Origin of the sequence: Caulobacter sp. 602-1 (assembly GCF_003931565.1) — a bacterium.
Classification (GTDB): Bacteria; Pseudomonadota; Alphaproteobacteria; order Caulobacterales; family Caulobacteraceae; genus Caulobacter.
In genome coordinates, this window is sequence record NZ_RRYI01000006.1 from 94,279 (window position 1) to 118,278 (window position 24,000).

Genomic DNA, 24,000 nt, shown 5'->3' on the forward strand with positions numbered 1-24,000 from the left:
CAGAGCTGTCGACGGCGCCTCCACGGGGGCGAGCGGCGGGTGACCCGGAGGCGGTCGCCCGCCGCTTACGTTTCAGCTGCGCAATAAACTTGCTCTCAGTCAGAGGTTGTGTTGTCCTTCGTGCATCTTAGGAGGATGCGCGATGCGACAAGGGCTTCTCGGGATGGGCGTGGTGGCTTTGCTGGTGGCGACTGCGTCGGCGGTGTCCGCGCAGCAGTTTCCAGGTGTCGCCGATGGCACGATGGTGGGCGATGCGCGGCGAGAGTCTAGCGCCTACGTCGACATGGCGCGGATCCGGAGCGGCCCGACGGGCGGCGCGCGCGAGGGGGTGTGTCCGCTGGTCCGAGGCGCTTCGGCGGAGGTGAACGCCTACGTCGCTTCACGGCTGCGCCAGGTCGCCAAGGAGGTCGGTGCGGAATATGCGCACCAAGCCTGCGAGCCCAACGTGGTCGTGCTATTCACCGCCGACCCGGAGCAACTGTTGAGTGAGGCCTCCCGCACCAAACGGTTCAACTACAGTGGCGTCTCGAACCGAAAGGCCCAGCAGTTCAAGGCTAGCACCCAGCCGGTCCGCTGGATGCACGGCAGTGCAACGCCGGGCATGAAGACGCGGGATGCGCGGCCCTACAACGCCCTGGTCGTGGTCGACGCCAGCAAGGCCGCCGATGTGAAGATCTCGGCGCTGGCCGACTATGTGAGCATGGTCTCGCTGGCCGATGTTCAAACCCGCGCGGCGCCGGACCACTCGATCATCAACCTCTTTGATAACGCCAAGGGCGCAGCGCCCCAGGCCATGACCGACGCCGACCGCGCTTATCTCCGCGCCGTCTATCGCGCGCGCTAGTCGCGGACGTATGCGGGCTCTGCTGGTCGCCTTCGCTGTTCCCGCGGCGGCGCAGGACGAACCTATGCCCGACCATGGCTGGCGCGGGCAAGGAGGTCTATACCTGTGCCCGCTCGCGGCTGCACGAGCGGCGGCCGACATCGGTTGAAGTTCGAGGGCGGTAATGCGGCGGTATCCGCCCCGACGCCACCCAGCCCGATCAGGCCTCGATCCTGAACCTGTTCGCGGAACCGGGCGGACCCAAGCGCATGACGGCCTCCGACCAGGCCTATCTGCGCGGCTCTACAAGCTGAAGACCGATCGGGTCGCGCCCGATCAACTGAGCGCCCTGGCTTCGGCCATGGCGACCGAACTCGAGCGCTAGTCCAGCAGATCCCCAGGCTTGGCCCAGCGACAGCGCACGACATCGACCTCCCGGCCGCCGGGCGCGGTCTCGCGATAGCGCGTGGTCTCCACGCCGCCCTTGCGGAGGTAGAATCCGAGCGCGGCTTGGTTGGGGGCATAGACCTCCAGGTGCAGCGGCGCGCCGGCGTGGTCCTCGATCAACCATCGCGCCACCTCGGCCAGCAGGGCTGAGCCCAGGCCATGGCCCTTGCGCTCGGGCGCGACGTGCAGATTGTCGAGCAGGGCGCCCAAGGCCGGGTTCAGTCGGAACGAGGCGTAGGCCAGACCGACCGGCTCGCCGCCCTCCATGGCCGCGAGGATCAGGTCGGTCGCCGGATCGAAGGTCTCGAACCGAGCCCGCCAGACAGCTCGCGAGGCGTCGAACAGCGCATGGTCGAGATAGGCGTCGCCATAGAGGCCGCGATAGGCGATCTGGCGGCTGCGCGTGTGGAGGTCGGCGAGGGCGTCCGCCTCATTTCGGGACGCGCCGAGTCGGACGATGTGTGGTTCCATGCACGTCATGGAAACGTTCCGTGCGTTGAAGACAAGCCGCCGCGTTCGTCCGGTTTCTGTTCAAGTCGCGGATTCGCGGCGCAATTGCTCGAAACCTCGCCAACTCGTCCGGACGGACAACGTTGTCATTAGAATTATTTACCGAATTCTCTTGTGAGCCCATGGAACGCGAAGCGCCAGTGGACGCGTTCTTGGCCTAGGTGCTACTGAGACGCCCGGATATTGCACTGCGGGATCACGATTAAGCAGCGCTGTTCCAGGGTGAGACGACCCCCTAAAGAGGGGCGCGGCCTTCTTCACTGATCGCAGGGTGAGAACATATGCCGGTTGAGACATTGACCAAGGCCCGTTGGGTTTATGCATTCGGCGGAGGCGGCGCGGATGGCGACGCCTCGATGAAGAACCTGCTTGGGGGAAAGGGCGCCAATCTCGCTGAGATGTCGTCTCTGGGCCTGCCGGTGCCGCCGGGCTTCACGATCACCACCGAAGCCTGCGTCCACTACTATTCCAACGGCAAGCAGTATCCGGCCGAGCTGACCGAGCAGGTCGCCGCCGGCCTGGCCAGGGTCGAGGAACTGACCGGCAAAAAGTTTGGCGACGTCGCCAACCCGCTGCTGGTCTCGGTGCGCTCGGGCGCGCGAGCCTCGATGCCGGGCATGATGGACACGGTGCTGAACCTGGGCCTCAACGACGAAACCGTCGAGGGCCTGGCCAAGCTGTCGGGCGACCGCCGCTTCGCCTATGACAGCTATCGCCGCTTTATCCAGATGTACTCGAACGTCGTGCTCAACCTCGAGCACCACATGTTCGAGGAGATCCTGGACGATCACAAGGAGCGCCTGGACGTCAACGTCGACACCGGCCTCACCGCCGAGGACTGGGCCCAGGTCATCAAGGACTACAAGGCCGCCGTTCAGGATCACCTGGGCAAGCCCTTTCCGCAGGACGCTCAGGAGCAGCTGTGGGGCGCCGTCGGCGCCGTGTTCGCCAGCTGGATGAACGACCGCGCCAAGTTCTATCGCCGCATGCACGACATCCCCGAGAGCTGGGGCACGGCCGTGAACATCCAGTCGATGGTGTTCGGCAACATGGGCGACACCTCGGCGACGGGCGTGGCCTTCACCCGCAATCCGTCGAACGGCGACAACCGCCTCTACGGCGAGTTCCTGATCAACGCCCAGGGCGAGGACGTGGTCGCGGGCATCCGCACCCCGCAGTCCCTGACCAAGGCCGCGCGCGAGGAGATGGGCGACGTCGCGCCGTCGATGGAAGAGGCGATGCCGGAGGTGTTCGCCCAGTTCAAGTCGGTGGTGGAGACGCTGGAGCGTCACTATCGCGACATGCAGGACATCGAGTTCACCGTCGAGCGCGGCGTGCTCTACATGCTGCAGACCCGCAACGGCAAGCGCACCGCCAAGGCCGCGCTGAAGACGGCGGTCGACATGGCCGCCGAGGGCGTGATCAGCAAGGAAGAGGCCGTGGGCCGCGTCGAACCGGCCTCGCTGGACCAGTTGCTGCATCCGACCATCGATCCGACCGCTCACCGCGACGTGATCACCACCGGCCTGCCGGCCTCGCCCGGCGCGGCGACCGGCAAGGTGGTGTTCGACAGTGACGCGGCCGAAAAGGCCGCCGCCGCCGGCGAGAGCGTCATCCTGGTGCGCGAGGAGACGTCGCCGGAAGACATCCATGGCATGCACGCCGCGCGCGGCATCATCACGGCCCGGGGCGGCATGACCAGCCACGCCGCCGTCGTGGCGCGCGGCATGGGCCGTCCCTGCGTCTCCGGCGCCGGCGACGTGTCGATCTTCCCCAAGGAAGGCCTGTTCCGGGCCCGTGGTCGCGAGTTCAAGGTCGGCGAAGTGATCACCATCGACGGCTCGACCGGCGAAATCCTGGCCGGCGCGCCCAAGATGATCGAACCCGAGCTGACCGGCGACTTCGCCACCCTGATGGGCTGGGCCGATCAGGTCCGTCGCCTGAAGGTGCGCGCCAACGCCGAAACGCCGCTGGACGCCAAGACCGCTCGCCAGTTCGGCGCGGAGGGCATCGGTCTCTGCCGCACCGAGCACATGTTCTTCGACGACACCCGGATCGCCGCCGTGCGCGAGATGATCCTGGCCGACGATGAAAAGGGCCGCCGCGCGGCCCTGGCCAAGATCGCACCGTTCCAGAAGGCCGACTTCGTCGAGTTGTTCACGATCATGGAAGGCCTGCCGGTCACGATCCGTCTCTTGGATCCGCCGCTGCACGAGTTCCTGCCGCACACCGAGGAAGACGTGGAAGCCGTGGCCGCGGCCACGGGCCTAGACGCCGCCAAGCTGATGCGGCGCGCCAAGGAGCTGCACGAGACCAACCCGATGCTGGGCCACCGCGGCTGCCGCCTGGGCGTCTCGTATCCCGAGATCTACGAGATGCAGGTCCGGGCCATCATCGAGGCGGCCTGCGAGATCGCCAAGTCGGGCAAGGCCGCGCCCGTTCCCGAGATCATGCACCCGCTGGTCGCCAAGGGCGAGGAGATGAAGTACCTGCGCGACCTGACCGACCGTGTCGCCAAGGCGGTGCTGGAAGAGCAGGGTATCGACCTGAAGTATACGGTCGGCACCATGATCGAGCTGCCCCGCGCCGCTCTGCGGGCTGGTGACCTGGCCGCGAACGCCGAGTTCTTCAGCTTCGGCACCAACGACCTGACCCAGACGACGTTCGGCATCAGCCGCGACGACGCCGGCAAGTTCCTGGGCGCCTATATCGACAAGGGCATCTTCGAGAAGGACCCCTTTGTCAGCCTCGACCAGGAAGGCGTGGGCGACCTGATCCGCATCGCCGCCGAGCGCGGCCGCGCGGCCCGTCCCGACGTCAAGCTGGGCATCTGTGGGGAGCACGGTGGTGACCCGGCCTCGATCGCCTTCTGCGAGACGGTCGGCCTGGACTATGTATCGTGCTCGCCCTACCGCGTGCCGATCGCGCGCCTGGCGGCGGCTCAGGCGGCTCTGGCCAACAAAAAATAACGTCTCGGGGTGTGATCAAAAGGGGGCTCGGCGCTGGATAGCGCCGGGCCCTTTTTTGTTCGGGAGACGGGCTGGGAATACATGGCCCTTCCGCGGCGCGTATGGACTATCCAATCCGATATTTTGGCTAGACCAATTTTCGCTGAGCGCTATATCCGGAAGCGAGACTTCTGGGAGGAAGCACGATGTTGGCGATCCTGGCTCTAGCCGCCGGTATGGCGACCGCGCCCGAACCCGGCCCTCTCACGCTTTCAACCGCCATCGACCTGGCCAAGGCCGCGGTCGACGCCTGCGCCGCGAAGGGCGCGCACGTCTCCGCCGCCGTGGTCGACGCGAAAGGCGATACGTTGGTCGTGCTGCGCGACGAGCAGAGTCCCAAGCCGCCGATCGCCGCGCCGCGCAAGGCCAACGCCGCCGTGGTCTTCGACCAGCCCGGCAGCGTCATGGAGCTCCGTGAAAAGGCCGATCCGGACTTCGCCGCCAGGATCGCCGCCGACCCCGACCACCTGAACCCTCACGCCGGTTCGCTGCCGCTGCACGTCGGGACCACGGTCGTCGGCGGCCTGGCGATAGCCGACACCACCCACGAGGTCGCCGACCAGTGCGCCCGCGCGGCCCTGGCCAAGTTCCCGCAGTTCCATTGAGAGCGTCCGAGATGAAGAAGCGCCTGATCCTCGCCGCCGTTCTGGCCGTGTCCGTGAGCACGGTTCACGCCCAGGAGCACGCTCCGGCCAAGCCGCTGGAGAAGCCCGACGCGGAGGGCCAGAAGCCGCGCGCCGCGGTCGTGCTGGCTCCGTACCGCTTCAACGACATCCTCTGGGAGAACGACCGCACGGCGCACCGGATCTACAGCCGCGACCTGGAGAAGGCCGAGCCGCCCTCGACCTCTGGCATCGACGCCTGGGGCAAGAGCGTGCGCTGGCCCTATATGGACCGCCAGCTGAAAACCGGAGATCAGCACGCCAGCCACGGCGAGGGTCTCGATTTCTACGACGTCGGCACCGGCCGAGGCGCGGGCGGTCTGGGCGTCTGGCGGGACAACAAGCTGTGGACCTCGCGCAACTGGTCCAGCTGGAAGATGATCCAGAACGGCCCGGACGTGGCCAGGTTCAGCGTCGACTACGCGCCCTGGCCGGTCGATGTGGACCGCAAGGTCTGGGAGACGCGGACCTTCACTCTGCCGCTAGGGACAAATTTCACGCGCATGGTCTCGACCATCAGCTCCGACAAGCCTGGCCCGCTGGTGGTCGGCATCGGCATCAGCAAACGCAAGCGCGCCAGCGGCTCGGGCGTGTTCAGGAAAGACCTAGCGCCGGGCCGGGTGACGTTCTGGGAGCCGGCGGACCCTGAAAAGGGCTCGATGGCCATCGCCCTGATGGTCGACCCCAAATCGGTCGTCGAGGTGCGCCAGGACTTCGACAACTATCTGGTTCTGATCAAGGTCGAGCCAGGCAAGCCGTTCGTCTACTACATGGGCGCGGCCTGGGATAAGGGCCTGGACTTCCATACGCCGGCCGAGTGGGACGCGTATGTGACCGCCGCGAAGGCGGACTTCGATCCAAACCACTAGGCCAAAACGAAAACCGTCCCGAGGTGGGGAGCCTCGGGACGGTCGTTGGCCGTCCGCCTTGGGGGAGGGGGCGCGGACGGCGGCTGCGGCTTTTGGATCCCTTGGGGAGAGGATCAGCCGTGCAGTTTCAGAGCGGTCTCGGCGATTTTGCGGCCTTGGTAGCGAGCGCCGGTCAGTTCGTTTTCGCTGGGCTGACGCGAACCGTCGCCGCCGGCGATGGTGGTGGCGCCGTAGGGGCTGCCGCCGGTGACCTCATCCAGGGTCATCTGGCCGGCGTGACCGTAGTCCATGCCCACGATCACCATGCCGAAGTGCAGCAGGTTGGTGATGATCGAGAACAGTGTGGTCTCCTGACCGCCGTGTTGCGTCGCCGTCGAGGTGAAAGCGCCGCCGACCTTGCCGTGCAGGGCGCCGCGGGCCCACAGGCCGCCGGCCTGGTCGAGGAAAGCCGCCATCTGCGAACTCATGCGGCCGAAGCGGGTGCCCGTGCCGACGATGATCGCGTCGTAGTCGGCCAGATCGGCGATGGAGGCCACCGGAGCGTCCTGATCGAGCTTGAAGTGGGCGTTCTTGGCGACTTCAGGCGGGGCGGTTTCTGGCACGCGCTTGATGTCGACGGTCGCGCCGGCCTCACGGGCGCCTTCGGCCACGGCCTTGGCCATGGTCTCGATGTGGCCGTACGAGGAGTAGTAGAGAACGAGAACCTTGGCCATTTGGGGCTTCCTTGAACGGGTTGTTGGTGAGGAAAGTCGGCGCGAGGTTTTCAGTTTCCTCGCGCCATTTTCTAGAACGGAATGGTCGCGCTTAGGCCGCGTCGACCAGGACGAGTTCGGCGTCTTCCAGGGCGGTGACGGTGATGACGTCTTCGTCCTTGATGCCGGCGCCGTCGCGGGCGTTCAGCTTGACGCCGTTGACTTCCACGACCCCGACGGCCGGGACCAGGTAGCCGCTGCGGTCCTTGCCCAGGGCGTAGGTGGTGCTTTCGCCCGCCTTCAGCGTCGCGCCCAGAACGCGGGCGTCGGTGCGGATCGGCAGAGCGTCGGCGTCATCGGCGAAGCCCGAGGCCAGGGTCACGAACTTGCCCGAGCGGTCACCCTTTGGGAACGGCTTGGCGCCCCACGACGGCGCCGCGCCGAAGGTCTTGGGTTCGATCCAGATCTGGAAGATCCGGGTCGTCTCCGGCTCGAGGTTGTACTCCGAGTGACGGATGCCCGTGCCCGCGCTCATCACCTGGACGTCGCCGGCTTCGGTGCGACCCTTGTTGCCCAGGCTGTCCTGGTGGGTGATCGCGCCGTCGCGGACGTAGGTGATGATCTCCATGTCGCTGTGGGGGTGCGGCGGGAAGCCGGTGTTCGGGGCGATCTCGTCGTCGTTCCAGACCCTCAGAGCGCCCCAGTTCATGTTGCTGGGATCGTAGTAGCTGGCGAACGAGAAGTGGTGCTTGGCGTTCAGCCAACCGTGGTTGGCGCCGCCAAGCTTGTCGAACGGTCTGCGGTCGATCATGGCTCTAACCTTTCTTTCCCTCTGGGCCTTGGCCCTCTGGTGCGCCGCGTCGGCGCGTCTTGTTGAGGAGAAGATAAGGGATCGCCCGGGATCCGAAATGGAAACTGTTGAAACTCATTGTTTCCGAAACTAGGCTTCAGACATGTCCAAGCTACCCGATCTCGAAGGCCTCGCCGTGTTCGCCAAGGTGGTGGAGCTGCGCTCGTTCGCCGCCGCCGCTGAGGAGTTGGCCATGTCCAAGGCCACGGTCTCCAAGGCCGTCACCCGGCTGGAGGAACGGCTGGGCGCGCGGCTCTTCAACCGCACCTCGCGCCGCCTGGCCTTGACCGACGCCGGTCAGTCCCTGGTCGAGCGCGCCACCCGCGTGCTGGCCGAGGCGCAGGCCGCCGAGGAAGAGGCTTCCAGCCAGTCTTCGGCCCCGCGCGGCACCGTGCGGATGGCGGTGCCCATGTCGCTGGGCATCACCACCCTGGGGCCCGTGCTGCCGGGGTTCTTCGAAGCCTACCCAGACGTCTCGGTCGACCTCCATCTATCGGACGCCACGGTCGACCTGGTCGGCATGGGTTTCGACCTGGCGCTGCGCGTCGCGTCCCTGCCGGACAGCTCGCTTATCGCCCGTCGCCTGCGGGGCGTGAAGCGCCAGGTCGTCGCCGCGCCGGCCTATTGGGAAAAACACGGACGGCCAGGCCACCCGGCCGGCCTGGCCGAGCATCGCGGCCTGACCTACGGCCACCAGGCCGCCCCCGAGACCTGGCGCTTCCAGCGCGGCGGCGAAGAGGCCTCGGTGCGGCCCAAGTCCGTAGTCCGCGCGAATAACGGCGACGTGCTCGTTCCGTCGCTGATCGCCGGCGTCGGCGTGGCTGTCCTGCCGGACTTCATCGTCGGTCCGGCTGTGGCTGATGGCCGGCTGGAGGAGATCCTGGTCGACTGGACCGCCGCCCCGATCGCCCTGCATCTGGTCATGCCGCCGGGCGGCCCGCGTCCGGCGCGGGTCGACGCCCTGGCCAACTATCTGGGCAAGGCGCTTTCAGGCAAAAGCTAGCGGACGCGCTTGAACGTCAGGCTCTGGTCCGGCGGGCCGGGCTGGCCGTCGACATCCTGCTCGACCTTCAGCGTGTTGGCGTCGACGAGCCAAACCCTCATCGACTGCTTGCGGCCGGTTTTGTTGTGGGTCACGGCGGTGACGCCGCTCTGGCCGTCGCGGCGGACGCTGATCATCACGATCTGGGTGTTGACCACGGCCTTGGTCGGTGTGCCGTCCAGCGGCGCGTCGGCGAACTGGATAGCGGCCAGGCCGCTCTCGTCTTCCTCGATCAGGGTCCAGGCCAGGCTCTTGCCGTCATCCTTGGTGACGTCGACCTCGGCGCTCACCGGGGCGGGGCCAGTCAGGGCCTCGTTGAAGCGCGAGGCCGCCAGATCGATCTTCCAAAGGCCCATCGCGCCCAGCGGATCGGTCTGGGCGAGGGCCGGAGACGCCATCAACAGGCCGGCGGTGACGAGAGTGGTTCGGATCATGCGGCGCCTCCTGAGCGTTCGGCCATCAGACGCCCGGGGGGGCGCGCGTCGTCTAGAAGCTTTCTCGCCTATCGGCCTTCCGGCCTAGAGACTGGCGACCTGGGTCGGGGTCAGGGCCCCGACCTGAAGCGGGGTCATGGCCGCCAGGTTGGTCGACGACAGCCAGTCCAGCTGGGCCAGGGTCAGGCCCGGGATCTGGGCCGGCAGCAGGTAGCCGACCTGGGTCGTCGTCAGTTCCGCGATCACGGACGTCCCCAACGCGCCGATCTGGGTGGAGCTCAGCGACTGGACCTGCGTCGGGGTGAGCTGGCTGAACTCGGCGTGCGAGAAGCTACGCATCTGATAGGGCGACAGGCCCCTTAGCGCGCTGGTCGTCAGGGCTGTGACCTGTGTGGCCGACAGGGCCGACAGGTCGGTGATCGAGATCGCGCCCAATTGAGCGCCGCTCAGAGCGCGCACCTGGGTGGTGGAGAACTCGGCCATGTCGGTTGTCGTCAACCCGGCCAGCTGGGTCGCCGTCAGGCCGGTGATCTGCGTCGTGCTGATCGACTGGAAGGCGGTCGCATCCAGGCCCGACAGGTTCTCGACCGAGAGCCCGCCGAACTGGCTGGAACTCAGGCTCTGGAACTGCGTCGCGGAAAGCTCGGCGAAGTCGGTGGCGGTCAAACCGGCGATCTGGGTGGCGGCCAGACCGGCCAGCTGGGTCGAGGTCAGGGCCGCGATCTGGCTGGCCGACAGGGCGTTGAAGTTGTCGGTGGACAGCGCCGACAGCTGGCCCGCCGTGAAGCCCGCCACCTGGGTCGGGGTCAGCTTGGTGAAGTCGGTGACGCTCAGCGTCCGGACCTGGGCCGCCGTGAGGCCGCCGATCTGGGAAGCGGTGAGGGCGGCGACCTTGGTGGCCGACAACCCCGCGAAGCCGCTGCTGGACAGGCCCGCCAGCTGGGTCGGGGTAAGGGCCTTGAACTGGGTGTCGGACAACCCGGCGGTCTGAGTGCTGGTCAGTCCGCCCAGCTGCGCCGCCGAGAAGACGTTGAAATCCGTATCGAGCTCTGTCAGTTGGTCCAGCGACAGCGATCCGACCTGGGTGGCCGTCAGGCCTTTAAATTGGGTGCTCGACAGGGCGGCGAACTGCAGGTCGTCCAGGGCCGGGATCAGGGTGGCGGGCAGGGCCGACAGCTGGGTCGGCGACAGCGCCTGCAGCTGATCGGGCCACATCTCCCCCAGATCCTCCAGACTCATGGCGCCGATCTGCGTGGCCGTCAGGCTCTTGACCTGGGTGGCGCTCAGCGCCGTGATCTGCGTGCCATCCAAGGCCGTGAAGTGGGTGGCGTCCAGCGCTCCGATCTGGGCCGCGCTCAGCTTTTCCAGCCGCTCGGTGTCCAGCTTGGCCAGCTGGGTCGAGGTCAGGGCGTTCAATTGCCCGCCGCTGAACGCCGCCAACTGCTCGGCGTCGAAGATCACGTTCGGGGCGAAGGCCGGGATCTGGGTGGCCGTGAGGCCTTTCACGGCGGTGTTCGACAGGGCCGAGACCTGGCTCGCGGACAGGCTGCCAAGCGCGGTGCTCGAGAGCGCGGCGACCTGGGTGCTGGCCAGGGTCTCCAGCTTGGTGGTCGACAGGTTGGTGATCGTCGACGCCGACAGCGCGGCGATCTGAGCGGCGGAGAGGTACGAAATCGGCACTGGACTCGTTGCCCTACAAGGTCGCGACGCGAATCGTTCGCGTTAACCCTATGCGAAATGGCCCAATGCGACCATGCGGCGAGAAGGCCTACTCCGCGCGCATGGTCCAGAGGTCGAGATCGTTCTCGCGGCCGATCAAGGCCAGGCCCGAGGCGATCGACTCGAATTCGCCGCCGCTTTCGATCTTCTCGGCCCCGAAGCGGCGTAGGAAGATTTCGCGGACGGCCGGCACGAACGAGCTGCCGCCGGTGAGGAAGACCCGGTCGACGCCGGCTTCGGTCAGGTCGGCGCGCTCAAGCGCCTCGCCGACGGCGGTCTCGATGGCCGCCAGTTCCGGGGCGATCCAGCTTTCGAACTCCGTTCGCGCGACGGGCTTCTCGATCTCGACCGAGCCGGCGGCGAAGTGGAACATCGCCTCCGTCCGGGCCGACAGCGCCTCCTTCAGCGCCGAGACCGACTTGTAGAGGGCGTAGCCGTGGTTGCCGTCCAGCACCTCGATCAGGGCGGCGATCTTCTCGGGTTCCACGGCCGTGCGCTCGAGGGCGCGGATGTCGCGCATGTCCTTGGAGGCGCGCAGCAGGGCCAGCTGATCCCAGCGGGCGAAGGCGGCGTAGTAGCGCTGCGGGATCGGCAGGCTGTTCGAGAACGAGCGGTAGTCCGAGCCCTTGCCCAACTCGGGCGAGACCAGTTGGTCGATGATCCTGTAGTCGAAGGCGTCGCCGGCGATGCCGACGCCCGAGCGCGACAGCGGCGTCGAGCGCAGCGTGCCGTCGACGTCACGCTCGAAGCGGACCAGCGAGAAGTCGCTCGTGCCGCCGCCGAAGTCGGCCACCAGCACGGTGGCGTCCTGCTTCAGCTGGCGGGCGAAGAAGAACGCCGCGCCGACGGGCTCGTAGGCGTATCGGATGTCGGTGAAGCCCAGGCGCTTGAACGCTTCCTCGTATCGGGTCAGGGCCAGGGTCTCGTCCGGCGAGGAGCCGGCGAAGGTCACGGGGCGGCCGACGATGACGCGCGGGGGCAAGGCGTCCAACTGGCCCGCCGCGTGCTCCTGCAGGCGCAGCAGGAAGGCGGCCAGCAGGTCCTCGAACTGGTAGCGCTTGTTGAGGATCCGCGTCTCGGTGAAGGCCCTCGAGGCGGCGAAGGTCTTGAACGACTGGATGAACCGGGTCTCCAGCGGATCTTCCAGATAGGATTCGATGGCCCACGGCCCGGCCTCGACCACGCGCTCGTTCACCGCGCCGTTCTGACCCTGCACGCTGTGAAAGCTCAGCGCCGATCGGAAGGCGAACAGGTCGCGGTTGTCGATCGAGAAGCGGACCAGGTGCGCGTGATCGTCGCCGCGCGTTAGCGAGACGACGGTGTTGGTGGTGCCGAAGTCGACGCCAATGGTCGGCGCGGTCGCCGTCATGGGATGGCTCGATCTGCTGGAACGGGGAGGGGCGTGCGTCGTAGCGCCTCCCGTGAGAAGGTCAAGCGATCTGGCCGCCTTTGAGCGCTCATTCGCGGTCGGCGCCCACGTATCGGCGCGCGCGGTCGGGTTATCGCGACGCCCGCTGATTGACTTCCTGGCGCGCGTCCGGTCGAACGAGCGCGAGCAAATCGTGGGAAGACCTTGGAAAACTTCGACGTCCTGGTGATCGGCGCGGGCGCGGCCGGCATGATGTGCGCCATCGAGGCGGGCAAACGCGGGCGCTCGGTGCTGGTCGTGGATCACGCCAAGGCCCCGGGCGAGAAGATCCGCATCAGCGGCGGCGGCCGCTGCAACTTCACCAACACCGGCGCGTCGATCCACAATTTCCTGTCGGCCAACCCGAAGTTCGCCCTGTCGGCCCTGCGCCGGTATCGGCCCAGGGACTTCATCGCGCTCGTCGAGCGGCATGGCATCGCCTACCACGAGAAAACCTTGGGGCAGCTGTTCTGCGACGGCTCGGCCAAGCAGATCATCGACATGCTGCTGACCGAGATGAAGGCCGCCGGCGTCAAGCTGCGGCTGGAAACGAGCGTCCAGGACGTGGCCAAGACCGAGACCGGCTTCGAGGTTGAATTGTCTTCCGGCAAGGTGCGCTGCGCGTCGCTTGTCGTCGCTAGCGGCGGCAAGTCGATCCCGAAGATGGGCGCCACGGGCCTGGGCTACGACATCGCCAGGCAGTTCGGACTGAACATCGTCGAGACGCGCCCGGCGTTGGTCCCCCTGACCTTCGAGGCCGGCATGCTGGCGAGGCTGACCCCGCTGTCGGGTGTGGCGCTGGACGCCGTGGTCGCTCACGGCAAGACCAGGTTCCGCGAGGGGATGTTGTTCACCCACCGGGGCCTGTCGGGCCCCTCGATCCTGCAGATCTCGTCCTACTGGCGCGAGGGCGACGAGATCCGGGTCGACATGGCGCCGGGCGTCGACGCGCTGGCGGCGCTGAAGGCGGCCCGCACGGCGACTCCCCGCCAGGCGGTCGCCACCGTGCTCTCGACCCTGCTGCCCAAGCGCGTGGCGCAGTTGATCGCCGACGACGAGGAGGGCGCGCCTGAAAGCAAAAGGGGGGGAAACATCGCCGACTGTTCCGACAAGGTGTTGGGCCGGTTGGCCGCGGCGGTCAACGCCTGGACCTTCAAGCCCGTCGGCTCGGAAGGCTATCGCACGGCGGAAGTGACGCTGGGCGGGGTCGATACAGACGCCCTGGATTCGCGCACTCTGGAGGCCAAGGCCGTCCCGGGGCTCTATTTCATCGGCGAAGTGGTCGACGTCACCGGCTGGCTGGGCGGCTATAACTTCCAGTGGGCCTGGGCGTCCGGCTGGTCGGCGGGGCAGGCCGCATAAGAAAAATCCTCCCCCGTGAGGGGGAGGATATTCGTCTGACTACTTCTTCTTGAACGGCTTACCGGCCGGCTTGCCGTCGAAGCTCTTGGCCTTGAAAGGCTTGGGGCCCTTGAACGGCTTGCCCGGGCCCGCGTCGTCGCGCTTGCCGGCATAGGGCTTGGAATAGGGCTTCGGGCCAGCGGCGTTGTCCGCGAAGCTCTTCTTGAAGGGCTTCTTCGGACCGTCGCCGTCCGCGCGCGGGGCGCGGGGCTTGAACTCGCGCGGCGCGTCGGCGCCGGCTTCGGCGCGCGGCTTGTAGGCGCGCTTGGGGCTGTCGGAATCCTGCGGCGAGTACGGACGCGGCGCTTCTTCACGCGGCGCGCGTGGTTTGAAGTCGCGCGGGGCGTCATCGCCACGCGGGGCGCGGGGCTTGAACTCACGAGGCTTGTAGTCGCCCTTCGGCTCTTCGCCACGGCCATAGGGCTTGGCGTTGCTGACGCCATCGTCGCCGTAGCTGGACGGACGCGGGGTGTGATCGCGCGAGCCCGGGGCGTTGGCGCGCGGCGAACGCGGCGCGTCGTCACGAGGCGGGCGCGGCTTGTACTCACGCGGGCCTTCGTTATCGCCGCGCGGCGGACGCGGCGCATATTCGCGACGCGGACCGGCCTCGCGGGCGGCCGGGGCCGTGGTCGGGGTGATCGAGACGTCCTCGCGCACCGTCTGCTGGACCGCCGCGCCGAACTTCACGGCCGCTTCGGCCGAGATCTCGAACTTGGTGTCGTAGTCGAAGATCCGGATCGCGCCGATGTCCTTCTTGGTGATGTGGCCCAGGCGGCAGATCAGCGGGATCAGCCACTTGGGGTCGGCGTTGTTGCGGCGGCCGGTGTTGAGACGGAACCACTCCGAACCGTCCATGCTGACGCGCGGCTCACGCTCGGGGCGGTCGCCAAAATCGCGCTCACCGCCGAATTCACGCGGCTCGCGACCGCGCGGACCCGGATCGGCGCCGTGGCGCGGGTCGTCATAGATCTCTTCCGGGGCCGGCAGCTTGGCGCGGCGGGCGCGGATCAGGGCGGCGGCCAGCTCTTCCGGCGTGCGCTTTTCCAGCATGGCCGCGACCAGGCTGGCGTCGTCCTCGTTGGCGGGCTCAGAGAAGATCGGATCGTCCAGCAGGCGCTCGGTGTCCTTGACGCGGATCTCGTCGGCGGTCGGGGCGCCGCCCCACTGGCCTTCGACGCCGGCGGCCATCAATAGCTGTTCGGCCTTGCGGCGCCGCGTGTAGGGCACGACCAGGGCCGAGACGCCCTTCTTGCCGGCCCGGCCCGTGCGGCCCGAACGGTGCAGCAGGGTGGCCTTGTTGACCGGCAGCTCGGCGTGGATGACCAGGCCCAGATCCGGCAGGTCGAGACCACGCGCGGCGACGTCGGTGGCGACGCAGACGCGCGCGTGGCCATCCCGCAGGGCTTGCAGGGCGTCGGCGCGTTCGCGCTGGGAGAGCTCGCCCGAGAGGCCGACGACGTCGAAGCCGCGCTCGCGCAGCTTGGAGTGCAGCGAGCGAACGCTTTCACGGGTGTTGGCGAACACCAGGGCGCCGGGGCTTTCGAAATAGCGCAGCAGGTTGACGACCGCGTGCTCGACCTCGTTGGGCGCGACGCGGACGGCGCGGTATTCGATGTCGCGGTGCGGCTCGTTGCGGCCGATGGTGTCGATGCGGATCGCGTCGTTCTGGTAGCTCTTGGCCAACTGCACGATGTCGCGCGCCAGGGTGGCCGAGAACAGCAGGGTGCGGCGTTCGGCCGGGGCGGCGTCGAGGATGAACTCAAGGTCCTCGCGGAAGCCCATGTCGAGCATCTCGTCGGCTTCGTCGAGAACGGCGACCTTCAGCTCCGACAGGTCCAGGTGACCGCGCTCGATGTGATCGCGCAGGCGGCCCGGGGTGCCGACGACGATGTGGGCGCCGTAGTTCAGGGCGCGCTGCTCGCGGCGAGCGTCCATGCCGCCGACGCAGTTGACCACCACGGCCATGGCCTGGGCGTAGAGCCAGGTCAGCTCGCGATTGACCTGGATGGCAAGCTCGCGGGTCGGGGCGATGACCAGGGCCAGCGGGGCGCCGGCGCGGCCGAAGATCTCTTCGTCGCCCAGCAGGGTGGGGGCGGCGGCCAGGCCGAAGGCCACGGTCTTGCCCGAGCCGGTCTGGGCGCTGACCAGCAGGTCGCGGCCCTCGGCGTCGGCTTCCAGCACGGCGGCCTGGACGGGGGTGGGTTCGAGGTAGCCTTGAGCGGCGAGAGCCCGCTCAAGAGCGGGGTGGGAGGCAGGGAAGGGCATATGGGTCCAGTTCATTTGCGGCCGCGCACACAAAAACGCGCGGCTCGCGCCAATGACCAAATCGGGCCCCTGAAGCCTGTAACGCTTCCCTCGGACCGCTTCTTGGTCGAATTCCAACGAAAATAGCCCCCTCCGCGATGGAAGGGGGCCCACGAGCAGTCTTATGCGCTTGCTGCGGCGCTAAAAGCAAGCGCGATGGAGAATTGGCTTCAGTTCACCGTCGCCAAAGCCTGGTCGATCGCTTCGGCGATCCGCTCCGGGGTCTCGGCGCCGACCACAGCGACCTTGCCGGCGAAGATGGCGAACGGTACGCCCGTGACGCCGCCCTGCACGGCCATGGCGTGTTCGCGAGCCACGGCCTCCTTGTCGGCGCCCTCCGACAGCAGCTGCAGCACGACCATCCGCTCCATGCCCGCGGCTTCGGCGATATCGCCCAGCACCATCGGGTCGCCGATATCCAGGCCGTCGGTGAAATAGGCCTTGAACAGCGCCTCGACGACTTCGTCCTGCGCGCCGGCCGTCAGGGCCCAGCGGATCAGGCGATGAGCGGCGTTGGTGTTTGGCGCGAATTCGATGGCCTCGAAGTCGAAGCGAATGCCTTCCTCGGCGCCGCCCTCGACCAAGGCCGCGTGGACGGCCTTCAGCTTGTCGGGGTCCTTGAACTTGCTGGCCATGTATTGCTTGCGGTCGACGCCTTCCTCGGGAAGCGTCGGGTCAAGTTGGTATGGCCGCCAGATCAGCTTGGCCTCGACATCGGGGCGCAGGGCCAGGGCCGACTTCAGCCGTCGCCAGCCGAGATAACACCAGGGGCAGACCACGTCGGCGACGACGTCGATAATTATCGGGGCGGTCTGGGGCTGCTGGGCCACGGCGTACTCCTCCGGAACTGATGTCCGCTACAGGACAGGTTCCATATAGGCGCTGCCGTTACGGCGCCCAAGCGCGTGGTTCAGCTGGCGTCGCGGCGCAGGGCGCTGGCGGCGGCGCGCTCCAGGGCCCGGACGGCGCCCTCGCCGCGCTGGACCTCGGCCACACCGATATCGAACTCGCAGACGAACGGCGCGCGGTCCTCGCCGGCGTCGAACGCGGTGCAGCCGATCACGGCGGCGATCCGCTCGGCGGCGGCCTTGGCGGCGTTGAGATTGGTCGCGGGCAGGGCCAGGGCGAAGACTTCGGTCGAGAGGCGCGCCGAGGTGTCCTCGACGCGGACCAGGCGGCCGATCATCGAGCCGATCTGCGGGATGGCGCGGTCCAGCCAGCCGTTCTGACGGGCCCAGACGGTCTCGGGCTTGTCGGCGACGCGCAGCACGCAGATCGACAGCGGCCGGGCGCGCTCGGTCGCGGCCTTGGCCAGACGCGCCAGGTGAGCGGCGAACAGGTCGCGGGTGAAGAGGCCGGTGGCGGCGTCCATCAAGCCCGAGCTCCGGGCCTTTTCCAGGGCGCCGCGGATGGATTCGCCGCGCCGGTAGCTGCGGGCCAGTTCCATGACGCGCAAGGCCGTCTCGACCTCGGGCGTCTCGGGTGAAGCCACGTCGGAGACGCCGCGATGGAACGCCTCCGACATGGTCACATAGCTCTCGGCCTTCAGGTACAGCAGGGCCGGAATGTGGAAGAGGCGGGTGTTGCGGCGCATGCCCGCCGCGATCGACAGGGCTTCCTGCTGGCTGTCGCCGGCCCACAGGACCACGGAGTCGAAGGCTCGCTCGTGCAGGTAGTCGAAAGCCGTATAGGCGGTGAAGGCGCCGACCACTTCGGCGCCGCTGGCCTGCAGGGCGTTGGACAGGGCCAGGAACTGCGGCGCCGGCTCGCCGACCGCCAGGATGCGCACAGGCGTGTCCGGTGGTTCGGGGAGATCGAGGCGTCGTCCGCGCTCGCCGAAGGTCTCCAGGCGCAGTTCGAACTCTTCCTCGGCGATGGCGGTGCGCACCAGGCTCTCCAGGCGCAGGGCGGCCTGGGACGGGTGCAGCGGCGGCGAGAGGGTCAGATCGAACGCCTGGTTCCGATAGTCGCCGTCCGGGTCGCCGATTGCGATGACCGGCAGGCGGCGCGGGGCCACGGCGGCCTTCAGTCGGCGGGCCAGGGTCTGGGTCTCGGGACCGGCGCTGGCCAGGTCGACGATGACCGCCTCGATCGGCAGGTCGCCCAGGGCGGCGAGGGCGGCGTAGGGGCCGCGGGCGGTGATGGTGCGCCAGCCCAGCCGGTCCAGCCCTTCGGCCAGCGGTCCGGCGCGAACATCGTCGCGCGCCACGATCAGGATCCGGGCGTCAACCGCCAAACCAACCTCCGCCCGAAATCCCGCGCGACCGCCCACAACGGCCCTTGAGATTCGACGCCGCAACATAGCAGAGGCTTTGCGCGGTCAAAGGTACGGAACGCCGCAGTTCGGAGCTAATCCTATCGGGGCTTGCCTGACCGAACGTCAGGGCCGTTCTAGTGAGCAAGACCGGTCGTCCGAAGAACGCCGGAAGGGAGACTTAATCATGGGCCAGGGGCCGCTTTCGGGACTGAAGATCGTCGAGTTCGCCGGCATCGGTCCGGGGCCGTTCTGCGGCATGCTGCTGTCGGACCTCGGCGCGGACGTCGTGCGGATCGACCGCAAGGGCCCAAGACAAGAAGGAGGGGGGCGCGGCTCGCCGGCCGACGTCACGGCGCGGGGGCGTCGCTCGGTAGCGCTGGACCTCAAGCATCCCGAGGCGATCGAGACCTGCCTGAAGCTGCTGGATCAGGCCGACGGCCTGATCGAGGGTTTCCGCCCCGGAGTCATGGAGCGGCTGGGCCTGGGTCCGGACGTGGCGCTGGCTCGCAATCCCAAGCTTGTCTACGGCCGCATGACCGGCTGGGGGCAGACGGGCCCCTACGCCAAGGCCGCAGGCCATGACATGAACTACATCGCCATCACCGGGGCCCTGGCCGCGATCGGCACGAGCGACAAGCCCGTGCCGCCGCTGAATCTGGTCGGGGACTTCGGGGGCGGGGCGCTCTACCTGGCCTTCGGCCTGCTGGCCGGGGTGATTCACGCGCGCGCCACGGGGCGGGGCCAGGTGATCGACTGCGCAATGAGCGACGGGGCCGCCTCGCTGATGGCCATGTTCTACGGCTTCAAGGCCGGCGGCATGTGGAACGAGGGCCGGCGGACCAATCTGCTGGATGGCGGCGCGCACTTCTATGACACCTACGAATGCGCCGACGGCAAGTGGATCTCGATCGGCTCGATCGAACCGCAATTCTATCTCCTTCTGCTGGAAAAGACCGGGATCACCGATCCGCAATTCCAGCACCAGATGAGCCGCGAAGAGTGGCCGCAGCTCCGCGAGAAACTGGCGGCGGTGATCAAGACCAAGTCCCGTGACGACTGGTGCGCGATCATGGACGCCACCGATGTCTGCTTCGCGCCGGTCCTGACCATGGACGAGGCGCCCAAGCACGCCCACAACGCCGCGCGTGAGACCTTCGTCGAGGTCGCGGGCGTCGTTCAGCCCGCGCCGGCGCCGCGCTTCTCGGCTACGCCCGGCGTCATCCAGGGACCGCCGCCGAAGATCGGCGCTCACAATGACGAGGCCCTGGCCGACTGGGGGTTCTCGGCCGACGCCATCGCCGGGCTGAAGACGGCCGGAGCACTCTGAAACCTGCTGATCGCGTTCAGGTGCGGTTCAGGCGCGAGGGGGCAAGTTGCGTGCGTAGACCGGCCGTCGCGCAATCCGTCCCTCGATGCGGCGGTCGGTTCACAGGTACTTCCTGCGGAGACGCGTCGCCTTCCCCAAGGCGGCGCGTCTTTGACTCTGGAGGCCCGCATCGCCATGGTCCGCCGGATGCAAGATTCGCAGCACCACATTCGTTGGCGCGACCTTCAGCTTGATCCGATCCATTGGGTTCGTGAAATCCTCCGCGTGCTGGGCCTGGCCCTGTCGCGCCTGTGGGGCCGCGACGTCATGCTTTACGTCGGCGGCGTCTCGTTTTTCGCGCTGCTGGCCGTGTTCCCGGGCCTGGCGATTCTGATCGGCCTCTACAGCTTCTTCCTGACGCCCGAGAGCGCCGCGCGGCAGGCGACCAAGCTTGCAGAACTGATTCCCTCCGGCGCCCGCTCGATGTTCCAGGACGAGCTTTCGCGCCTGGCCCACGCCCCCGGCCAAACCATCTCGCTCCAGAGCGGCGTCGTGCTGATCGTCGGCGCCTACGCCGCCCATCGTGGCTTCAAGGCCTTGCTGGCGGGCCTGTCGTTCATCCACGACGAGGAGGATCAGCGCGGCTTCCTCGGCTTCAACCTGATGGCGCTGCTGGTGCTGATGGCCGCCTTCGGCCTGCTGTTCTTCATGTCGGGGGTGTTCCTGACCCTGCGCCTGCTGAGCGCGGCCCTGGACCTGAAGCCGCTGGCCGGGGTCTCGTGGATCCAGTCGGAATGGACCTGGGCCAGCTTCGGCATCGTGGTCGGGATGAGCCTGGTCTATCGCTACGCCATGTCGCGCGAGCCGGTCGGCTGGCGCGCCTCGATCTCGGGCGGCGTCGCGGCGGCGGCCCTGTGCGTGTTCATGTCCTGGGCCAGCGCGTTCTATGTCGAGAAGGTCGTCCATCTGGGCGCGACCTACGGCTCGATCTCGGCCGTCATCATCTTCCTGATCTGGCTGTCGTGGAGCGTGAACGCCATCTTCTTCGGCGGCGCCCTGGCCACGGAGGTCGAGATCGCCTTGGACGAACGTCCCCGCGCCCTGCTGGAGGGACCCAGAGCGATTCCGCTCAAGGCGCCTTCCGAATACGAAAACGGATGACTCCGCCCTCCTGGTCGGCGATCTCCAGCACGCTCGCGCCGATCTGACCCGCGAAATGCGGAACGTCGATCCGGGCCATCGGATCGGTGGCCAGAAGGATGAGTTCCGCGCCGGCCGAAGCGGCCTCGTGAGCCTTGCGCAGCTTCAGGGTTGGCACCGGGCAGTGGTGGCCGCGCGCGTCGACCAGGATCGGCTCAGACATCGAAGACCGCCTCGGCTTCGTTGGCTGGCAGGATGCGATATCGGCCAGGCTCCAGGTCAGCGGGCAGGGTCAGGCCGCCGATCCGCTCGCGATGCAGCGTGACCACGTGGTTGCCGACGGCGGCGAACATCCGGCGGACCTGGTGATAGCGGCCCTCGGTAATGGTCAGGCGCGCGGTCTTGCCGTCCACGACGTCCAACTGGGCCGGCAGTAGCGGCTTCTCCTCGCCCTCGAGCATTAGCGTTCCGGCGGCGAAGACCTCGCCCTCCGAGCCCTTCAGCGCGCGGTCGAGCGTGGTCAGGTAGGTCTTCGGCACATGTCGCTTGGGCGAGATCACCCGATGCAGGAAGTCACCGTCGTCGGTGATCAGGATCAGGCCGCTGGTGTCCTTGTCCAGGCGGCCGACCGTCGACAGGCCGGGATCGCGCAGCCGCCAGCGGCGCGGCAGCAGGTCGTAGATCTTCTCGCCGTCTTCCTTGTGCGAACAGGTGACGCCCAGCGGCTTGTGCATCAGCAGCACCAGCGGCGCCGGCGGATCGACCGCAGCGCCGCGAATGGTCATGCGCTCGGGCAGCGCGGCGTCGACGGCGATGCGAGCGCCGGAGTCCTTCAGGATCTTGCCGTCCAGGGCGACCTTGCCGCTGGCGACCAGGGCCTGGACGTCCTTGCGGCTGCCGTAGCCGAGATTGGCCAACAGCCGGTCCAGCCGGGCCATCAGCGCTTTCGTCATTTACGGGCCTCGAAGACCTTGTAGCCGCCGCCCTCGGCGACCAGGCCGACCTTGGCGAAGCTCTCGCCCAGGATCGCCTCGTAGGGCAGGTGGCGGTTGGCTACCATCCACAGCACGCCGCCCTTGCGCAGGGCGGCGGCGGCCGAAGCGATGAAGGCCTGGCCCAGGGTCTTGTCCTCGCCGCCACCCTCGTGGAACGGCGGATTGCTGACGATGAAGTCGAGATCCTTCAATTCAGTCTGGCGGACATCGCCCCAGACGAAGTCGGCGCGCGGATCGGCGACGTTGCGGCGAGCCAGGTCCAAGGCTCGGCGGTCCAGCTCGACCAGCGTCAGCTTGGTGACCTTCGGCGAAGCCAGGACGTTGAGCGCCAGCAAGCCGATGCCGGCGCCGAAATCGGACCCGACTCCGGCGAACGGCGGCAGAACCTGGAGCAGGGCGTTGGTGCCGGCGTCCAGGCGATCCCAGCTGAACACGCCAGGCTGGGTCCACAGGCCGTTCTCGGCGATCTGGCGCGGCGCGCCGGCGGCGATGGCCTCGTCCAGCGCCTTGGGCGCGGCGGGGCGGACCACGAGGCAGATGCGATTGTGGCGGCGGGCGCTCTCGCCGACCTCGCAGCCCAGGGCCTCCAGCTCCTTCTTCAAGCGCAGGCCGCCCCGATCCTTGGGCGCGAAGGCGGTCATGCGCCCGCCCGGCGCCAGGATGCGCAACGCCTGGGCGAGGACAAATCGTCGCTCCACGGCGCCGGCGGGCGCGCGGACGGTCACGGCGGTAAAGGATTCGTCGGGAACCGAGGCGACGTCCCGCGACCCGGCGATCAGCGGCGACAACTGCACGGCGTCGGCCGCGGACGGCGCCAGGTCATGATCGGCCTGGCCATAGATCGCGGTAATCGAAGCCGACATGCTTGTCCTGAAAGGGTTTTCCGGTCGCCAAGAGTTCTGGCGGGCAGGGTGGGATTCGAACCCACGGTAGACTTTCACCTACGGCGGTTTTCAAGACCGCTGCCTTAAACCACTCGGCCACCTGCCCGGAGCAGGCGGCTATATCAGCGTGTCCGCGCCTTAACCAGACTTCAAAACAAACGGGCGACGATGTGAGCTCGGAAGGGGTGTGGGCCCGTCTGGACGACCATCGGATGAACCAGCGTATCGATCAGGTTTGGCGGATTGCGCGCAACCTCGGCCTCATGGCCCTGGCGGCCGCGAGTCTGGCCGCCTGCGCCACGCCCAAATACGACGTCGGCAAGTCCGGCTACACGGCCAGCGCCCGCAACGAGACCACACGCGGTTCGTCGCCGCGCGCGGGCTCGACGGTCGGCCGCGACGGCAAGCCGCTGCGCGGCACCGAAAAACCCTATCAGATCAATGGCGTCTGGTACTATCCGCGCCAGGACAAGGACTACAACGTCGTCGGTGTCGGCTCTTGGTACGGCGAGCAGTTCCATAACCGTCGCACCGCCAACGGCGAAATGTTCGACATGGATACCCCGTCGGCCGCCCATAAGACCTTGCCGCTGCCCAGCCTGGTCGAGGTGACCAACCTCGACAACGGCAAGAAGATGATCGTGCGGGTCAACGACCGTGGGCCGTTCGTTGGCGATCGCGTCATCGACCTGTCGAAAGCCGCCGCCCAGCAACTAGGCTACTATCGCCAGGGCGTCGCCCGCGTGCGGGTGAAGTATGTCGGCCCGGCGCCGAAGAACGCTTTCGAAGGCCCGCGCCGGTACGCCGTGACGCAGACCGCGCCGCCGCCGCGCGAACGTAGCTTCGAGGACATCAAGGAACCGCCCCAGCGCGTGCAGGTCATTCCGTCGCGCCAGCCGGATCCGGACTGGAGCGCGCCGGTCCAGCAATCCGCGCCGCAGATCAACCCGCCCGACCGGGCCTATGCCTTGGCCGCCAAGTCCGGCTTCCGGGTCCAGGCCGGCTCGTTCTCCAGCCGCGAGAACGCCGAGAGGGCCGTGCGCCAGCTTTCGGGCGCCGGCCAGGCCCAGATCGACGCGATCGAGCGGGCCAGCGGCACGCTCTATCGCGTCACGGTTTCGGCCGGCCCTGACGAGGGGGAGGCCTGGAGCCTGCGCCAGCGGGTCGAGTCGCTGGGCTATCAGGGCGCCACGGTCCTTCGTCCGTAACAAGGGGGCGTAAGCGCCTCTGGACAAGCCTCGGAAACCGG

21 protein-coding genes and 1 tRNA gene are annotated in these 24,000 nt (G+C 67.8%); 9 read left to right on the plus strand and 13 right to left on the minus strand.

What is annotated here, in order from left to right; all coding sequences use genetic code 11:
* Positions 1-142 precede the first annotated feature (142 nt).
* Positions 143-844, plus strand: coding sequence for a hypothetical protein (locus EIK80_RS17855; RefSeq protein WP_125158373.1), 702 nt, complete (start codon positions 143-145; stop codon positions 842-844).
* Between the two features lie 360 nt (positions 845-1,204).
* On the opposite strand, the gene EIK80_RS17860 is transcribed toward EIK80_RS17855, so the two are convergent.
* Positions 1,205-1,750: a GNAT family N-acetyltransferase gene (locus tag EIK80_RS17860; protein ID WP_233586874.1), complete on the minus strand. Its 546-nt coding sequence runs from the start codon at positions 1,748-1,750 to the stop codon at positions 1,205-1,207.
* 311 nt (positions 1,751-2,061) lie between these two features.
* Between EIK80_RS17860 and ppdK the strand changes: the two genes are divergently transcribed.
* The 3 genes from ppdK (at position 2,062) to EIK80_RS17875 (ending at position 6,319) form a co-directional block, all read left to right on the plus strand.
* Positions 2,062-4,749, plus strand: a complete 2,688-nt coding sequence (gene ppdK / locus EIK80_RS17865) for a pyruvate, phosphate dikinase (RefSeq protein ID WP_125158374.1) — start codon at positions 2,062-2,064, stop codon at positions 4,747-4,749.
* Between the two features lie 185 nt (positions 4,750-4,934).
* On the plus strand, positions 4,935-5,393 hold the full coding sequence (locus EIK80_RS17870) for a heme-binding protein (RefSeq protein WP_125158375.1): 459 nt from the start codon (positions 4,935-4,937) through the stop codon (positions 5,391-5,393).
* A gap of 11 nt (positions 5,394-5,404) precedes the next feature.
* A complete protein-coding gene (locus tag EIK80_RS17875; protein WP_125158376.1) occupies positions 5,405-6,319 on the plus strand; it encodes a DUF4861 family protein in 915 nt (304 codons plus the stop codon).
* A gap of 113 nt (positions 6,320-6,432) precedes the next feature.
* Here EIK80_RS17875 and wrbA read toward each other — a convergent pair whose 3' ends face one another.
* Positions 6,433-7,032 carry an NAD(P)H:quinone oxidoreductase gene (wrbA, locus tag EIK80_RS17880; RefSeq protein WP_125158377.1) on the minus strand — a complete coding sequence of 200 codons (600 nt, stop codon included), beginning with the start codon at positions 7,030-7,032 and terminating at the stop codon, positions 6,433-6,435.
* Positions 7,033-7,123: 91 nt separating this feature from the next.
* Positions 7,124-7,822 carry a pirin family protein gene (locus EIK80_RS17885; RefSeq protein WP_125158378.1) on the minus strand — a complete coding sequence of 233 codons (699 nt, stop codon included), beginning with the start codon at positions 7,820-7,822 and terminating at the stop codon, positions 7,124-7,126.
* A 142-nt stretch (positions 7,823-7,964) separates the two neighbouring features.
* On the opposite strand from EIK80_RS17885, the gene EIK80_RS17890 reads away from it, so the two are divergent.
* A complete protein-coding gene (locus tag EIK80_RS17890) occupies positions 7,965-8,864 on the plus strand; it encodes a LysR family transcriptional regulator (RefSeq protein ID WP_125158379.1) in 900 nt (299 codons plus the stop codon).
* Here the strand turns inward: EIK80_RS17890 and EIK80_RS17895 are convergent.
* From EIK80_RS17895 to EIK80_RS17905, 3 genes are all read right to left on the minus strand, one after another.
* Positions 8,861-9,337 (minus strand): hypothetical protein, encoded by a 477-nt coding sequence (locus EIK80_RS17895; protein WP_125158380.1) that lies wholly within the window; start codon positions 9,335-9,337, stop codon positions 8,861-8,863. The genes EIK80_RS17890 and EIK80_RS17895 overlap by 4 nt on opposite strands.
* Positions 9,338-9,421: 84 nt before the next feature.
* A complete protein-coding gene (locus EIK80_RS17900; RefSeq protein ID WP_125158381.1) occupies positions 9,422-11,017 on the minus strand; it encodes an ice nucleation protein in 1,596 nt (531 codons plus the stop codon).
* An 88-nt stretch (positions 11,018-11,105) separates the two neighbouring features.
* Positions 11,106-12,425: an Hsp70 family protein gene (locus EIK80_RS17905; RefSeq protein WP_125158382.1), complete on the minus strand. Its 1,320-nt coding sequence runs from the start codon at positions 12,423-12,425 to the stop codon at positions 11,106-11,108.
* A gap of 204 nt (positions 12,426-12,629) precedes the next feature.
* Here EIK80_RS17905 and EIK80_RS17910 point away from each other — a divergent pair, with 204 nt between their 5' ends.
* Entirely contained in the window at positions 12,630-13,826 is a 1,197-nt protein-coding gene (locus EIK80_RS17910) for an NAD(P)/FAD-dependent oxidoreductase (protein ID WP_125158383.1), read from the plus strand.
* A gap of 39 nt (positions 13,827-13,865) precedes the next feature.
* Here EIK80_RS17910 and EIK80_RS17915 read toward each other — a convergent pair whose 3' ends face one another.
* The 3 genes from EIK80_RS17915 to EIK80_RS17925 all read right to left on the minus strand — a co-directional run bounded on the left by EIK80_RS17915 (position 13,866) and on the right by EIK80_RS17925 (position 18,405).
* Positions 13,866-16,130, minus strand: coding sequence for a DEAD/DEAH box helicase (locus EIK80_RS17915; protein WP_125158595.1), 2,265 nt, complete (start codon positions 16,128-16,130; stop codon positions 13,866-13,868).
* Between the two features lie 209 nt (positions 16,131-16,339).
* Entirely contained in the window at positions 16,340-16,999 is a 660-nt protein-coding gene (locus EIK80_RS17920; RefSeq protein ID WP_370450238.1) for a DsbA family oxidoreductase, read from the minus strand.
* An 80-nt stretch (positions 17,000-17,079) separates the two neighbouring features.
* On the minus strand, positions 17,080-18,405 hold the full coding sequence (locus EIK80_RS17925) for a diguanylate cyclase domain-containing protein (RefSeq protein ID WP_125158384.1): 1,326 nt from the start codon (positions 18,403-18,405) through the stop codon (positions 17,080-17,082).
* Between the two features lie 205 nt (positions 18,406-18,610).
* Here EIK80_RS17925 and EIK80_RS17930 point away from each other — a divergent pair, with 205 nt between their 5' ends.
* Together EIK80_RS17930 and EIK80_RS17935 are read left to right on the plus strand one after the other, a co-directional pair.
* Positions 18,611-19,753, plus strand: a complete 1,143-nt coding sequence (locus EIK80_RS17930; RefSeq protein WP_125158385.1) for a CaiB/BaiF CoA-transferase family protein — start codon at positions 18,611-18,613, stop codon at positions 19,751-19,753.
* Positions 19,754-19,927: 174 nt separating this feature from the next.
* Complete coding sequence (locus EIK80_RS17935; RefSeq protein ID WP_370450242.1) at positions 19,928-20,893, plus strand: YihY/virulence factor BrkB family protein; 966 nt, start codon at positions 19,928-19,930, stop codon at positions 20,891-20,893.
* Here the strand turns inward: EIK80_RS17935 and EIK80_RS17940 are convergent.
* The 4 genes from EIK80_RS17940 to EIK80_RS17955 form a co-directional block, all read right to left on the minus strand.
* Complete coding sequence (locus tag EIK80_RS17940; RefSeq protein ID WP_125158387.1) at positions 20,862-21,095, minus strand: sulfurtransferase TusA family protein; 234 nt, start codon at positions 21,093-21,095, stop codon at positions 20,862-20,864. The two genes, EIK80_RS17935 and EIK80_RS17940, sit on opposite strands and share 32 nt — an antisense overlap.
* On the minus strand, positions 21,088-21,825 hold the full coding sequence (locus EIK80_RS17945) for a pseudouridine synthase (RefSeq protein ID WP_125158388.1): 738 nt from the start codon (positions 21,823-21,825) through the stop codon (positions 21,088-21,090). The genes EIK80_RS17940 and EIK80_RS17945 overlap by 8 nt, the downstream gene beginning before the upstream one ends.
* Positions 21,822-22,730 carry a class I SAM-dependent methyltransferase gene (locus EIK80_RS17950; RefSeq protein WP_125158389.1) on the minus strand — a complete coding sequence of 303 codons (909 nt, stop codon included), beginning with the start codon at positions 22,728-22,730 and terminating at the stop codon, positions 21,822-21,824. The genes EIK80_RS17945 and EIK80_RS17950 overlap by 4 nt, the downstream gene beginning before the upstream one ends.
* 37 nt (positions 22,731-22,767) lie before the next feature.
* A tRNA-Ser gene (locus EIK80_RS17955) sits at positions 22,768-22,857 on the minus strand.
* Between the two features lie 106 nt (positions 22,858-22,963).
* Here EIK80_RS17955 and EIK80_RS17960 point away from each other — a divergent pair.
* A complete protein-coding gene (locus EIK80_RS17960) occupies positions 22,964-23,959 on the plus strand; it encodes a septal ring lytic transglycosylase RlpA family protein (protein ID WP_125158390.1) in 996 nt (331 codons plus the stop codon).
* The last annotated feature ends 41 nt before the right edge of the window (positions 23,960-24,000 follow it).